The organism is Oceanobacillus sp. FSL H7-0719, from assembly GCF_045040795.1.
GTDB lineage: Bacteria > Bacillota > Bacilli > Bacillales > Amphibacillaceae > Oceanobacillus.
On the sequence record NZ_CP150301.1, the window covers coordinates 1924407 to 1938621 of the forward strand.

At 38.7% G+C, this 14215-nt stretch carries 12 protein-coding genes; 2 read left to right on the forward strand and 10 right to left on the reverse strand.

Annotation, left to right across the window (positions count from 1 at the left end):
* Positions 1–13: 13 nt before the first annotated feature.
* The 7 genes from NST93_RS10195 to hpaB all read right to left on the reverse strand — a co-directional run bounded on the left by NST93_RS10195 (position 14) and on the right by hpaB (position 6466).
* Entirely contained in the window at positions 14–1072 is a 1059-nt protein-coding gene (locus tag NST93_RS10195) for a TRAP transporter substrate-binding protein (protein WP_405103709.1), read from the reverse strand.
* Positions 1073–1291: 219 nt separating this feature from the next.
* Positions 1292–1678, reverse strand: coding sequence for a 5-carboxymethyl-2-hydroxymuconate Delta-isomerase (locus NST93_RS10200; RefSeq protein ID WP_405096655.1), 387 nt, complete (start codon positions 1676–1678; stop codon positions 1292–1294).
* A gap of 26 nt (positions 1679–1704) precedes the next feature.
* Positions 1705–2472 (reverse strand): fumarylacetoacetate hydrolase family protein, encoded by a 768-nt coding sequence (locus NST93_RS10205; protein ID WP_405096657.1) that lies wholly within the window; start codon positions 2470–2472, stop codon positions 1705–1707.
* The gene (locus NST93_RS10210) at positions 2469–3257 is read right to left on the reverse strand and encodes a fumarylacetoacetate hydrolase family protein (protein ID WP_405096659.1); all 789 of its coding nucleotides are present in this window, start codon (positions 3255–3257) and stop codon (positions 2469–2471) included. Before NST93_RS10210 ends, NST93_RS10205 begins: the two co-directional genes overlap by 4 nt.
* A gap of 181 nt (positions 3258–3438) precedes the next feature.
* Positions 3439–3906, reverse strand: a complete 468-nt coding sequence (locus NST93_RS10215; protein ID WP_405096661.1) for a flavin reductase family protein — start codon at positions 3904–3906, stop codon at positions 3439–3441.
* Positions 3907–3958: 52 nt separating this feature from the next.
* Entirely contained in the window at positions 3959–4942 is a 984-nt protein-coding gene (hpaD, locus tag NST93_RS10220) for a 3,4-dihydroxyphenylacetate 2,3-dioxygenase (RefSeq protein WP_405096663.1), read from the reverse strand.
* A 54-nt stretch (positions 4943–4996) separates the two neighbouring features.
* Positions 4997–6466 carry a 4-hydroxyphenylacetate 3-monooxygenase, oxygenase component gene (gene hpaB, locus NST93_RS10225; protein WP_405096665.1) on the reverse strand — a complete coding sequence of 490 codons (1470 nt, stop codon included), beginning with the start codon at positions 6464–6466 and terminating at the stop codon, positions 4997–4999.
* Positions 6467–6682: 216 nt separating this feature from the next.
* Between hpaB and NST93_RS10230 the strand changes: the two genes are divergently transcribed.
* On the forward strand, positions 6683–7558 hold the full coding sequence (locus tag NST93_RS10230; RefSeq protein WP_405096667.1) for a LysR family transcriptional regulator: 876 nt from the start codon (positions 6683–6685) through the stop codon (positions 7556–7558).
* Between the two features lie 367 nt (positions 7559–7925).
* Here NST93_RS10230 and NST93_RS10235 read toward each other — a convergent pair whose 3' ends face one another.
* Positions 7926–8765, reverse strand: a complete 840-nt coding sequence (locus NST93_RS10235; RefSeq protein ID WP_405096669.1) for a hypothetical protein — start codon at positions 8763–8765, stop codon at positions 7926–7928.
* A 475-nt stretch (positions 8766–9240) separates the two neighbouring features.
* Here NST93_RS10235 and NST93_RS10240 point away from each other — a divergent pair, with 475 nt between their 5' ends.
* Positions 9241–11019 (forward strand): zinc ribbon domain-containing protein, encoded by a 1779-nt coding sequence (locus NST93_RS10240; RefSeq protein WP_405096671.1) that lies wholly within the window; start codon positions 9241–9243, stop codon positions 11017–11019.
* 74 nt (positions 11020–11093) lie between these two features.
* Here the strand turns inward: NST93_RS10240 and NST93_RS10245 are convergent, their stop codons facing one another.
* The gene (locus NST93_RS10245) at positions 11094–12707 is read right to left on the reverse strand and encodes a xylulokinase (protein WP_405103828.1); all 1614 of its coding nucleotides are present in this window, start codon (positions 12705–12707) and stop codon (positions 11094–11096) included.
* Between the two features lie 67 nt (positions 12708–12774).
* A complete protein-coding gene (gene araA / locus NST93_RS10250; RefSeq protein ID WP_405096673.1) occupies positions 12775–14199 on the reverse strand; it encodes an L-arabinose isomerase in 1425 nt (474 codons plus the stop codon).
* Positions 14200–14215: the final 16 nt, after the last annotated feature.

The following is a 14215-nucleotide window of genomic DNA, read 5'->3' on the forward strand; positions in this document are numbered from 1 at the left end:
TTTCACTCCCACTTTACTTACCGCTTGATTCAACAGCACGGTCATACACTTCTTGACCTGGCAATCCTTTGTCCTCAACATTATTAATCCAATTTTCGATTGTTGGATTAATATATTCACTCCACTCTGCTAGTTCCTGCTCTGTTAACTCGTATATTTCAACACCTTTTTCTTTTGCGTCTTCAATTGCCATTTGTCCAAACGCATCAAAGGCCTCACCAGTTTTAATTGCCATTTTCTCTCCAGTTACATCTTTTATTGCGGCTTGATCTTCCTCACTTAGTTCGTTCCAAATGTTTTCATTCATTACGACGAACATTGTAGTGGAATAAAAATTCCCTACTGTTGCATAGTCAATTACTTCTTCCAAGCCCCATGTTTTAACTGCTTCCCAAGGCGCAATCGTGCCATCAACAACACCACGTTCTAATGCTTCAAAGTTTTCATTCATTGGCATAGACACTGGGGTTGCTCCTAGTGCAGCTAACCATTCACTTGTTTCTGGTGAAGGGGAACGGATTCTCATTCCTTTCAAATCCTCAACACTTTTCACTTGTTTTCCTACTGTATACAACTGGCCAGGGTCTGTCGTATAAAGCCATAAAGGCTCTGTGCCGGCATATTCATCACCAAACTCGTCAAACTCATTATAAATTTTCCATAGATTTTTAGAGCCTTCGACCGCTGTTGTTGCCATAAAAGGAAGCTCCATAACGGAGGTTAATGGAAATTGGTTCGGTGTATAGCCATGTACACTTAAAGCTAAATCTACCGCCCCCGTTGCCGCCGCATCAAAGTGCCCATCTGGTGCTGCCAATGATGCTCCAGGATAAGAAGTGATTTTAATTCTGCCATCTGTTGCTTTCTCTAATCCAGCACTAAGCTCTTGAATCTCATCCTCCATAAAATGTGTTGGCGGAAAGAAGTGCGAGAAGTCAAAATTATATTCATCACCACTGCCACTTTCATTTTTATCTATTTCCCCTCCACCACATGCTGCCAGAATTAACGTTCCGATTACTGCAAGAAGCAAAAATAGCAGTTTCTTTTTTCCATAGAATCTCAGTTTCATTGTTTCCCCCCCTATTTAAAAGGATTGATAAGAGCTTTTCGTAAGTAATGTAACTTTTCCTTTCTATACTTATCTATTGAATAGATATATGATTCATTCTTAAAATTTAGACGAACGAACCGCAGGCATTCGAATAACAAGAAGAGTTTATTCAGTTTCTTAGATTGGAAAACAGACTTTCAGATTAGAATACCTTTTCAGCATTTCCCGCCGTCCTGCCTATTTCGTTTTATACCGCTGGTGAATATTATTTTTCTTATACGTTGGCCGGGTAAATTCATAGACTTCCAGTGAAAGGGCTAGATATCGATGATCAAATAGAACTGTATAATGCTCTTTTACAGTATCAAATAAGCAATCACAAACTTTTTTTATATCCTTATCCGAACGGCCGCTTCCCAGTTTCAGAGTAATGTGAACAAATGCATCGTCTTCTGTTCCATCAGCAATTCTGTAATCTTTAAGTTCAACTGCTCTTGTGCGCAATCCGCCAACAGGAATAATATCGCGGTGTTTTAATAATGATTGATTCACCTTCTCTAGCAAAAAAGGAATGTTCGATTCTTCTTTTATATTATTCGTATATTCAATCGTTACGTGCGGCATTGGCATTCTCCTTTTTAAGCACACACTTATCGTAATTTTTTATTCCATTCATAATCTTCGCTGACAATCCGATTCACGAGTCTGCCGATTCCTTCAATCTCTGCAGTAACTTCATCACCAACTTTTGTATCGACGGACCCTTTGGGTGTTCCAGTTAAAATGATGTCATTTTCACTCAGCGTCATAAATGAACTTAGATATTCAATTAACTGTGGGATGCCAAAAATCATATCAGCTGTTGTTCCCTCCTGCTTCAGCTCTCCATTGATATAGGTGCGCAGCTTTAAATTCATCGGATCCTTAATCACTTCCTTATCGACCACCCAGGGACCAATTGGTGTACATGTATCCCGATTTTTCACACGCAAATTAGGACGATAATAGTTTTCCAAGTAATCTCTGATTGCATAGTCATTTGCGACCGTATAACCGGATACATAATCATACGCATCTTCCTTTTTTATGTTTTTCCCCGTTTTTCCAATCAGAACAGCCAGTTCACATTCATAATGCATGAATGTGACATCGTTTGGCCGGACAGTATAGCCGCGATGACCGATAAATGTATTTGGCCCTTTCAGGAAAACCAATGGTTCCGCTGGCGGGGTAAATGACAGTTCAGCTGCATGATCTGCATAATTCAAACCTAAAGTAAACACGGTATGCGGTTCCACAGGTGGCAGCCAAACAACATCTGTTTCCTCAACAATTCTCCCATCATCCAATTTTACTTTCCCATCTATTTCTGCGGCGTCTTGAATTCCTCCCCCAATACTTACACGGGCACGTTTCATAAAATATTTCCTCCTATGACATTCCTTTCATTAATTACTCGATTTTCAATCGCTCCAACTTTTTCGATTTCAATTTTCACGAGATCATTTTCTTTGGCGAGCGGAGCATTTTCTGGAACGCCAACTAATAGCACATCTCCTTTTGCAAGTGTCATAAACTCGGTTACGTCTGCAATTAATGTTTCAATCGAACGGACTAGATTCCTTGTTGTATTTTCTTGTTTCAGATTGCCATTAATTGAAACTTTTATATTTAAATCATTTGGGTTCTTAATAGAGTGACTTGATACAATCCATGGTCCAATTGGACAAAATCCATCCCGAGCCTTTTCCTTTACTGCCGGGCGGTGGAAATTTTCATGGGGAATACTCACATCATTAATAATTGTATAACCAGCAATACATTCCAATGCTGCTTCCTTTGTTACTTTCGTTGCCTTTTTTCCAATTACAATTCCTAAAGCTGCACCTATTTGCAGTGCGTCCATATTTTCTGGCAGCGGGATTGCGCTTCGATGACTAATAAACGTATTTTTTGGTTTTATATATAAGACAGGTGCTTTTGGTGGATTTTTATATGGCTCTTCTTTCATCAAAGGTTCCAATATCTCATATTCTCCTTGATAGTTTAAAAGTGTTCCATATACTGTCCCTGTAATAGGGACATCTACTGGGAGGGAGTCGGCACGATATTCCATTCCATTAATTTCTACCACTCCCTGTTCATTCACTTTTGCTTTCAGCAATTGTTCAATCCCTTGTAATTTTAATATTGCTTGTTGCATGAACAATCGACTCCTTCTCCAAGATTCTGGTTCATATCAAAAGAGACTGGGACATAACACTAATATTGGCAAAAAACCGAACAAACGATAATCAGACATCCCCAGAAGACCGGTCAGCAGATTGATTCGGATTTAGTTCCATATATTAATATAGTTATGTCCCAGCCTCCTTCCGCGAAGCCTAACTCACTACCGAGTTAATCCCATACTTTCCGCTATAAAAAGTAAGTGGATACCCATCTCGTACAGCAATATCTTTTACTTTACCGATAAAAAGCGTATGATCCCCTACAACATAGGAGGTATCTACATCACATACAACAGAAACCAAAGACTCTTTTAAGACAGGGATACCTTGGATATAATCAAAGTCAATTTGTTTTTTATCACTCGTTTGTCCAGCAAAATGCATTGAAACATCCTGCTGGTCATCACTTAGAATATTCACTGCAAACTGCTTAGACGCATTAATCCGCGCTAACATATTTGCTCGGTTGTCGATTGATACGGTAATAAGTTTGGGATTTAAAGATACAGACATAAATGCATTTGCAGTCATGCCATAGCTATCATTTCCTGATTTTGCGGTAACCACCGTTACACCTGTGGCAAATTTCCCCATTGCATTTCTAAACGTCCGATCATCCATCACGATTCTCCTTCCTCTCTTTTATATTCATGCGACCTCTCTCACACCTGTATTAAATTGTAAATTCCGGTTTATATAGATGAAGCTTTGCTTTTTCCTGCTTAACTTCCTCGCCTGTAATTACATTTAAGAATGTGGATGCCTCTTCAAACCAGCTGTCTGGTGCTTCATGCCCCCAGAAGGTTTGCCTGGTTTTATCATGGACACTCCAGCGCTTCGGTTTAAAATCTCCATCTCCGGTAAAATAGTCTCCAAAGTATAACTCTATGCGATGCCCATCTGGATCACGCAGATAGAGGAAAAATGCATTCGATAACCCGTGGCGTCCAGGGCCCCGCTCAATGCACTCACCCATTCCGATTGATGCTAATACATCACATGCATGAATGAGTGCAAGCGGATCTGGCAGCCAAAAACCAACATGGTGCAGAAGTGGTCCATCCCCGTTCATAAATGCTTGGTCATGAACATTCCCTTTTCGATGTGTCCAAATCGCCCATAAACTTCCTTGATCATCCTCTGTATACTCAGAAGGTCGAAATCCAAGTTCCTTACTATAAAAGTCATATGCTTTTTGCACATCTGGAACGAGACAATTTAAGTGGTCAATTCGCTGAATACGAGCTCCTTTATGCAGATCATAACGTTGCATTAAGCTTGGAACCTGTTCCATTTCGGCATAAAATTCCAAAGATAAACCAGATACATCCTGCATGCGTAATGCACGGCCGAGCGCCCGCTGTTCTCCTGTTTCCATCCATTTATAAGGCAGATTATTTTGTTTTGCTACTTCTGCTATTGCATCTAAATCGGCATCATCGTATACCTTATAGCTAATCACCTCGACTGCTGCTTTATCTGCTTTCTTTAGGAGCAGACTATGATGATGCTTTTCCTCATAACCTCTTAAATAGAGATGATGACCATCTGATTCTGTTTCATAAAACCCGAGCGCATCCACATAGAATTTTCTCGATGCTTCTAAATCGGTAACATGTAATACAGCCCTGCCAGCTCTGGATATATTAAACCCCATTCCTTCTCCCCCTAATCTTTACTGTGATTGTAAAAGAAAACTCGATTTCCAGGATTATCTTTCAATCGTTGGCTGCTTTGTTGCCTCTTTTAGAAAATCAGAAATCCGGTTTTTATAGGATTCTTTTTCAAAGTTATCAAAGTATGTCATTCCCATACGTACAGGGTCTCCGAAGAAGTAATATTCATAATGTGATTGTCTGGAGCCAAATGCACTGGCAGTCAGGTCCCAAGCTAAACGGAATAACTGCACCCGCTCATATCCATTCAGGTTTTTGCCTTGTAATCCGCGTTCAATAATTGGTCCAATTTCGTCATGTGCAAAGTCGGCTTCTGTTGGGATTCCTGTTAAACCAGATGCAGCCAGAACCCGAATTATTTCTGTCATGGACGGATAAACACGCGGGTACCAATTTCTCGCAGCATCAAGTGCAGCAAAGTCAGGAGTCATTGTTCCGTATTTATCAAGTTTTGCATTATGCTCGGCACGATAGAGGTGGGAACGCATTGTTTCGAGTGTGATCATAATATCCCGGCCCTTATCTTTTACATGCTGGAATTGGTCAATTCCAATCGCATCCATGATGCTAAGTGCTACACCTAAGATAAATTCGGTTTTTATAATTGCCTTTGCAACTACTTGGTGAGACATATGTGCAACTGCATTTGTCTCCGCAAATGTGCGGTTACAAATAGATGAGTTACCACAAACAAATACTTTTTCCCAGGGTACGAAAACATTTTCAAATGAAATAATTGTATCTCCCTCTTCATAGCGGGAAGATAATGGATAATCCCATTTATTATCTTTATAATCCCAAGGCTCACGGCTAATATGTTTAATTCCCTGAGCATTGTTCGGTACGACAAATGCTAAGGAATAGGGATCATCTAATTCTCCTGCTTTCTTAACAGTAGATGGAAAAACCAATGTTTCATCGGTAATGGCCCCTTGTGTTGCTAATAAGCGAATGCCATCAACTATAATTCCATCAGAACGCTCCTCGACTAAATGAAGTGCAACATTCGCATCTTTCTGCTGATGTTCTGCTTTTGCACGATTCACTTGCGGGTGAATGAGCGTGTGCGTGAGACTGATATCATTTTCACGAGCATATTCATAATAATCGCGTGCATTTTTGGCAAAGGCTGGATCAGCTTCTGCAAATATATCGTTATTCATCCCCATCGCCATTACTTCAGCATTTAGGTAATCGGGTGATCGCCCCATCATTCCTTGTGATGTCCGGGCCCATTCCTGAATGGCTTCCCGTCTCGCAATAATATCTTCAATTGTTGTTGGGTGCTTATAAGTCATCCCCACTTTGTCACCAGTCGTCGGCGATGTATACAACATCTTATCTGCCTGCTCATGCTGCACATCGTATAATTTAGCCATCGAATCAATTACATTTTTGAATGCCGGATGTTCCGTTACATCTTCTACTCGCTCGCCATTTGCATAAACATTATTTTTTGCCTTTTTTAATCTTTCCTTGTATGCTTCACCTGTTTTCGCTCCCATTACTAAACATCCTCTCTTACTTTACTTTAATTTAATTTGTAAGATAACTTATTAAGAATTAGATTCTCGTTGTATTTGCATTAATCTGAAAAATATTTATAATATGAATGTAAACTCTTTTCTTAATGTTATTATCATGGATACATTGTTATATGTAAAATATCTATTTTATCGGTTTTGTATATAAAAAATATATACTTTAGGCGGGTGATACAGATGAACATCAAACAACTTCGCTACTTTTATGAAATTGCGAATGAAGGTCAAATTACTCTCGCAGCCCAAAAACTCCATATTTCCCAGCCCCCTTTAAGCCAATCACTAAGGGCATTAGAAGAAAGTTTGAATGTGGTTTTATTTGAAAGAAATGGACGGAAAATGGAATTAACCGAAGCTGGAGTTATTTTATATGAAAAAGCTGAGGAGATTTTTTATAAAATAGATGAAACAATTGCTGAAGTACAAGAAACGGATCAGGGCATCCGAGGCACACTTGCCATTGGCTGTAATAAATCATGCTACTCACGCATCCCAAAGAGAGTCAGCCGGTTTCAAGAAGAATTTCCTCATATGAAGTTTAGAATATTAGAGGGGGATTCGTATTATTTAGCAAAACAATTAACGGAAAGAGAAATTGAATTGGCAATTGTTCGACTCCCTATCGATATGACCGGGTTTGCTTACCACTTATTGCCAGAAGAAGACTATGTTGTAATTTCTCCAGCTAAATGGCTGATAGATCCAAACAAAGAAAGCATCTCTATTGAAGAGCTGGCAAATATTCCATTGCTCTTACTCCATCGGCTGAAGGGCATTGGACAATTTGAAATTATACTTGATAAATTCAGATCCCAGCAATTAACACCTAAGATTGTCTGCGAATCGCCCAATGTTGATATTTTATTAGGACTTGTTGAAGAAGGAGTTGGAGCAACAATACTGCCCAAATCGACTTTATTAAAAAATTACAACAGGAAAGTTAAAATTCTTCATATGGAAGATACACAAATTGTTTCTCAATCTGCAATCATCTGGTTAAAGGATCGTTATATTTCTAAAAGTGCAAAACGATTTATTGGGTTATTCCAGTAAACAAGCCCAAACACCCAATTCACTCATAGTTGATACAAAAAACTGATAATCTCAATTCGGAGTAACCATGTTTTTCTGGACAGATGGTAATTTCATAGACTGTTTCATCGCTTTTCTTGCAATTACTGTCTTATAGAGAAGTTCTCATAGACAGTTTCACCACTTATTTTGCAGGTACTGTCTTATAGACAGTTTCACCGCTTCTCTTGCAGTTACTGTCTTATAGAAAGGTTCTCTTAGACTGTTCTTTCACTTTTCTTGCTCCCACTGGCTATTATATATTCTGAATTAATCTAATCAGCACCCTAAATAAAATCCGAACGATACCTTCGTTCGGATTTTATTTATTATATTGCTATTGTTCATATTAGAAGAGGTACTCAATCTCTTCAATTAAATTCACTATCAGTGCATCATGTAAAATATAAGAAATTAAAGTGATTAAAAGGATTGTTGCGAGACTTAAATAGATTTTCTGATTACTGCGATTGCTGCTTGATACCTTCTCATATACAAATAAAACCGGAATAAAGACAAAAGTCAGGCCAGCAGATAAATATATCGAAGACATTGTTAATTGAATCGATCCAATAAGTCCGCCTATCATTGCAATTACATTTAAAGCAGTGAATGGCACAACAATTGAACCGTATTGTGCAATGATTGTTTTAAATGACTGCTGATTTTTAGCAATTTTAATCATAATAAATGCACTGCCAAAAGTGATTACAAAAAAGATAATTGCTACAAAAACGAGACGTGCATTCACATCAAAGAATGGAACAGACGTATCAAACCAATTGTTAAATGCGCGCATTAATGAGTTTGCCAGAAAATATAGACTCAATGAAAAGATAACTGCATACAGACCGAGCGTTACTAAACCATTCACAAACTGGTTTTCATTCGCTTCAAAAGCACGTGATGGATTTTTTACCATCGTCAGGAAATAGGACCAATACTGACTAAGTCCATTTTTAATTACTTCTGATGTTTCCTGAACTTGTGGTTCTGCAGTTGCCGCTGTTTGACTAGTTGATGCTGCGCCTTCTGATTGTACATCTTGTTCAGTTGAACCGCTTCTTACCTCCTCTTCAACATTATCATTTGGAAGCTGTTCACTGTCAGCTGCTTGTACAGCTGTACCACAAACTCCACAAAATTTGCCGCTATCTTGCTGATGATTACACTTTGGACACACTAGCATCCTGCATTCTCCTTTAATTTATATTTAACCTTCTGAACGTTACGAGCTCGGATTATTTTCTATGTATAAAGTCAAAAAGGTTATTTGATACTTCAATACACTGAATTTTAATTAAGTCTTTTGAACTACCAAGCTTGATTATAACAAACTTTTATATATTTTAAAGCAATTCCCTTAAAATAAATAGTTAATTTTAATCATTTTATATCAATGAATTGAGTTATAATAGTTAAATAGACTTATCGAAATTCAAAGGATAGTCTATACTACTGATGATTGAATGAATCATTAGTAAAATTTTACTAAGGAGGAACATCTGGAATAGAGGTAAATACAAGATTATAAGAAAATAAATTGAAACAATGCTAGAACTGAAATTTGTGCAAAAAGTAATCAATTTTTCGTACTAGATTCAGATTAAAATCAGGATGGCTTTGAAGAATTACCTAGACAAAGAAAAAGGAGTCTGTCAGACATGGATAAATACTGTAAAGAATGTGGTAAAGCGATTGATGAATCCATAAACTTTTGCAAGCATTGCGGTCATAAATTAGATGATGCTTCAGAAGAGAACAGGAATACGATTAAAAAGCAGCCAAGAGCGTATACTAAAAAGCAAAAAATAATGTTCAGTGCTGCCGCTGCTTTATTCGTTATACTTATTGGTGCGTACCTATGGGGAAAATCATATTACTCTCCCGAAAAAACGGTGGAGCGATTTATCGCAGCGATTATGGAAAATGATTATGAAAAAGTTCAGGATTTAACAACGATGCAGGATAAATCGATAACACATGCAGAGGCAAAAGCACTGATTGCACTTGCAAAAGAGGAAGCATATTATATCAATATAGAAAAGACTAATTTAGAAGAATTTTCTTATCAAAACGACCTCATGGAACTAACCGAGAATGGGAAGAAGTTACTTATTTTCCCTCGATACCAGTTTTCTTTAGTACCGCAATATGCAGCGTTGAACCTTCCATTTGAGGGGATAGAAAATACATTTAATGAGGAAACAGTTACTGCGAAAAAGTCTGATGAAGGAAATATCGTTTATGGGCCTATGGCTCCCGGAAAGTATAACTTACATAGCAGCTACAGCGGGGAATTTACTGAAGCTGAATCGGATGATGTGATTATCCTTGGAGACAGCTATAGTGATACAGTTTATCATGATGTACAACTAGATGCGGCATTCGCGGCATTCGATTTATATAATTCGAACGATAGTCCGATTAAAAATGCATACATCAAAGTAGATGAAGAACAAATAGCTTTCGATGAGAATCTTTATATTGATTCATTTGGTCCACTGAATCTGGATGGGTCGGTCACTATAACCCCTGTTATTGAAACAGAATGGGGCATAGTTACATTAGAAGATATAAAAATTAAAGAAGCGTACTATGAACTTACATTGAATACAATAAATAAAGAACTGATGGATAATTTATCCGAGGTTATTTTATTATATGGTGAGGAGTATGTACAGGCCCATGCAGCCAATGATACTGCTAAATTTACAACCATTACGGATGATTTACAGCAAACTTTTAAAGACAACTTTGCTTATTACATTGATTCCAAAACATATTTTACTGGGCAATTAGATAAAATAGAAATAAATGAAGAGGACCTGACTTTCTATAACAAGAATGAAGTTGCTATTCCGGCTAATTTTTATTTTACAGCATCCACATATTATAGTGACGATCAACCTGAACTAGAGGAACGGATTGACTCTGTAATGCTTTATATGGTATTCGATTCTGATGAAGAAAAATGGCTGGTAAATGAAGCAAGTACGTATGGATTTTCTAACAGTGAAGCGTTTAATGCGGCGAAGACACTGGAAGGCTCACAAGAATTGCATAACACTGCCAAAGCTGATTCAACATCTGGAGACAAAGATTTAGATGATGAAATAGAAGAAACAACTTTAAATTATATATACAAACTTGTCGATGCAATTAATGCAGAAGATTATGAGCTTGTCCGTCCGTATATTAAAGATGACAGTCCACTCCATGGCATGCAAGCAGACTTAGTAGACCGCTTATCCGGAGATGGGGTGAAACAAGAAGTCGTCCATGCATCCGTAACCGCTATTGAAGAAGATGGTGACACATGGAAGGTAACGACTAACGAAACCATTAAAATTTACGGAGATAAAGAAAAAACAAATGACTACACTTGGCATTACACGGTCGAACCCGATGGTGATGGGATTGCATTAACAAACATAGAATAAGCAGAAGGACAGCCTGGGAAAAACCCTGACTGTCCTTTTTTGAAGAGCTGAATAAAGATTTTGGTTACCCTCTATTATTTCAGCACATCGACCGCTACACGTTCCACTTCTAATATGGCCTGATTGCGATTCATATAATTCGAGAAACTTTCCATTCCTTCCATACTAGGAGCAATTGTTTTAATCTCTTCAGTTGCAAATACATTTTCTGCGAGATAGTTCTCAAGTGTCTGTTCTTCTTTTTTATTAATCGAATATGCAGCAAGTAAAGCCATCCCCCATGGTCCGCCTTCGCCTGCAGTGCGCATCACAGAAACTGGAACACCAAAGGCATCTGCCATCAGTTGCTGGCCTACCTTTTCTGTCTTAAAAAATCCGCCGTGTCCAAGAATCGATTCAATTTGTACTTTTTCTTCTGTTGTTAAAATGTCCATGCCAATTTTCAATGTTGCCAGAGCTGAATAAATTTGCGTACGCATAAAATTAGGCAAATTAAAGTTACTATCAGGCATCCGCACAAATAATGGACGCCCTTCTTCAAATCTTGTGATTGGTTCACCTGAATAATAACTGCAGTTTGCTAATCCGCCAACATCTGGGTCTGCCTTCATTGCTTGATTAAATAAGTGGTTAAATACATCTCCCATTTCCACCTTTGTTCCAATCACTTCGGCAAACTCTGCCAGCAAACGGGCCCATGCATTTATATCCGAGGTGAAATTATTGCAGTGCACCATCGCAACCGGCTTACCTGCAGGTGTCGTAACCATATCAATTTCCGTATAATAATCGGAAAGTTCTTTTTCCAGGACAATCATCGCAAAAATGGAGGTTCCGGCAGAAACATTTCCAGTATGCTCTGCCACAGTATTGGTAGCTGTCATTCCGGTGCCTGCATCTCCTTCAGGCGGGCATAATGGTATCCCTGCTTGCAGCACACCTGTCGGATCTAACAATTTTGCACCTTCTTCCGTTAAATATCCAGCGTGCGCTCCCGCTAGTTGCACCTTTGGCAAGATTTCCTCAAGTGTCCAACCATAACTGAATTTTTCTGCCAGCTGATTAAATTTCTTTACCATACGAGGATCGTAGTCAGAAGCATCTGAATCAATAGGAAACATCCCCGCCGCTTCTCCTATCCCCAGCACTTTTTCACCAGTTAATTTCCAGTGAACATAGCCAGCTAAGGTCGTTAGAAAATCAACTTTTTCTACATGCATTTCTTTATTTAGCATTGCTTGATAAAGATGTGCAATACTCCAGCGCTGCGGAATATTAAATTCAAATAGATTGGTTAACGCTTCAGCTGCCTGTTCAGTTGTTGTATTTCTCCATGTTCTAAATGATACGAGTTGTTCTCCTGATGCATCAAACGGAAGATAACCATGCATCATCCCAGAGAATCCCAAAGCTCCAACCTTTGTCAATTGGATGCCAAATTTCTTTTCTACCGCTTCTGCCAATTGGCGATATGCCCCTTGAAGCCCTTCCCAGACTTGTTCCAGGTCATACGTCCAAATTCCATCTTCAATACGATTCTCCCAATCATATTCCCCACTCGCAATCGGCATATTATCAGGTCCAATCAGAACTGCTTTGATTCTTGTTGAACCGAGTTCAATCCCAAGGGCTGTTTTTCCTAACTCTAGAGCACCTGCTGCCATCCCATTCTCCACCCTTTCATCCATAAGATTCCATTTCAAAAAGGGGCCTGCTCTGCGAACTATATCGTTGGCCCCTCCAATCACTTATAAATTATTCAATCACAATATATTCTAAATCTGCCATTTTAGCCCAATCCTCGATTTGCTGAACAGTTAGTTCCAGTGAAACAACGGTATGATGGCCGCCACCTGATTCGATCCATTTCGTAACACCATCTTTGAAGTTTGGATATGGCTTCCAAATAACCCTCGCTACCGGCAAATGTGGAGCCTCTTCAGTCGGTTCCTCCAGTTCCACTTTATTAATCATCAAACGGTAATGGCTTCCTAAATCAAGCATGGAAACAACAACACCTTGCCCTGCTTTGCCATCAAATACGAGACGTGCAGGATCTTCCCTGTCTCCGATCCCCAGCGGTTGTACAACTACACGCGGCTTAGTATTCGCTAAAGTTGGGTCTACTTCCAGCATATGAGATTGTAAAATATATTCGTTTCCTTCTGCGAGATTATACGTATAATCCTCCATAAAACCAGTTGAGGTATTATTAGCCATGATTTTCATTAAACGATCTAATGCTGCCGTTTTCCAGTCGCCTTCCCCTGCAAAACCATAACCTTCCGCATTTAGTCGCTGAACAGCCATTCCAGGCAGCTGTTTCATCCCATGCAAGTCCTCAAAATTTGTAGTAAAAGCGGTGTATCCACCACCTTCCAAAAATCTCCTTAATGCAATTTCTATTTTAATTTGTTCTTTGACATGCTCCTCAAAATACGCAGGCTCATTTTCTCCATAATCAAAATCATAGAGTGACTGGCACGCTGCAAAGGTCTCTTCAACTTCAGCATCTGTGACCTTATTCATCTCAGCTACTAAATCACCAATGCCATAATAATCAACCGTCCAGCCAAACTGAATCGCTGCTTCCACCTTATCTCCTTCAGTAACGGCGACGTTGCGCATATTATCACCAAAACGAGCAACCTTGATATTCTGGCTTTCGTTATATCCAACCGCAGAAACCATCCAATCGAATATTTCTGTTTGTACGGAAGCATCTTCCCAGTGGCCAACAATGATTTTATTATTTTTTCGTAAACGTGCATTCATAAAACCATATTCCCTGTCACCATGTGCACTTTGGTTCAGATTCATGAAATCCATATCAATTGTTTTCCATGGCAATTCTCTATTATATTGTGTTGCAAAATGAAGCAGTGGTTTTTGCAATAATTTCATTCCGGGAATCCACATTTTAGCTGGTGAGAATGTATGCATCCATGTAATAATTCCTGCTACCTTATCGTCGTAATTTGCATCTTTTACAACTGTTTTAATTTCATCTGCTGTCGTGACAAGCGCTTTAAATTTTAATTTATATTGCAGCCCATCTTTTTCAATTAAGGCATCAACAATTTCCTGTGCATGTTCCTTTACTTGATTCAACGTTTCCTCACCATATAAATGCTGACTGCCAACTACAAACCAAAATTCTCTTTCTCTCTGTTCTATCATTACAACACACCCTCTT

Coding starts and splice junctions, on each gene's coding strand:
- NST93_RS10205 (WP_405096657.1), bottom strand. CDS start 2,472: ATGAAACGTGCCCGTGTAAGTATTGGGGGAGGAATTCAAGACGCCGCA.
- NST93_RS10245 (WP_405103828.1), bottom strand. CDS start 12,707: ATGGATGAAAGGGTGGAGAATGGGATGGCAGCAGGTGCTCTAGAGTTA.
- NST93_RS10240 (WP_405096671.1), top strand. CDS start 9,241: ATGGATAAATACTGTAAAGAATGTGGTAAAGCGATTGATGAATCCATA.
- NST93_RS10210 (WP_405096659.1), bottom strand. CDS start 3,257: ATGCAACAAGCAATATTAAAATTACAAGGGATTGAACAATTGCTGAAA.
- NST93_RS10200 (WP_405096655.1), bottom strand. CDS start 1,678: ATGCCGCACGTAACGATTGAATATACGAATAATATAAAAGAAGAATCG.
- hpaD (WP_405096663.1), bottom strand. CDS start 4,942: ATGGGGTTTAATATATCCAGAGCTGGCAGGGCTGTATTACATGTTACC.
- NST93_RS10235 (WP_405096669.1), bottom strand. CDS start 8,765: ATGCTAGTGTGTCCAAAGTGTAATCATCAGCAAGATAGCGGCAAATTT.
- hpaB (WP_405096665.1), bottom strand. CDS start 6,466: ATGGGAGCGAAAACAGGTGAAGCATACAAGGAAAGATTAAAAAAGGCA.
- NST93_RS10230 (WP_405096667.1), top strand. CDS start 6,683: ATGAACATCAAACAACTTCGCTACTTTTATGAAATTGCGAATGAAGGT.
- araA (WP_405096673.1), bottom strand. CDS start 14,199: ATGATAGAACAGAGAGAAAGAGAATTTTGGTTTGTAGTTGGCAGTCAG.
- NST93_RS10195 (WP_405103709.1), bottom strand. CDS start 1,072: ATGAAACTGAGATTCTATGGAAAAAAGAAACTGCTATTTTTGCTTCTT.
- NST93_RS10215 (WP_405096661.1), bottom strand. CDS start 3,906: ATGGATGATCGGACGTTTAGAAATGCAATGGGGAAATTTGCCACAGGT.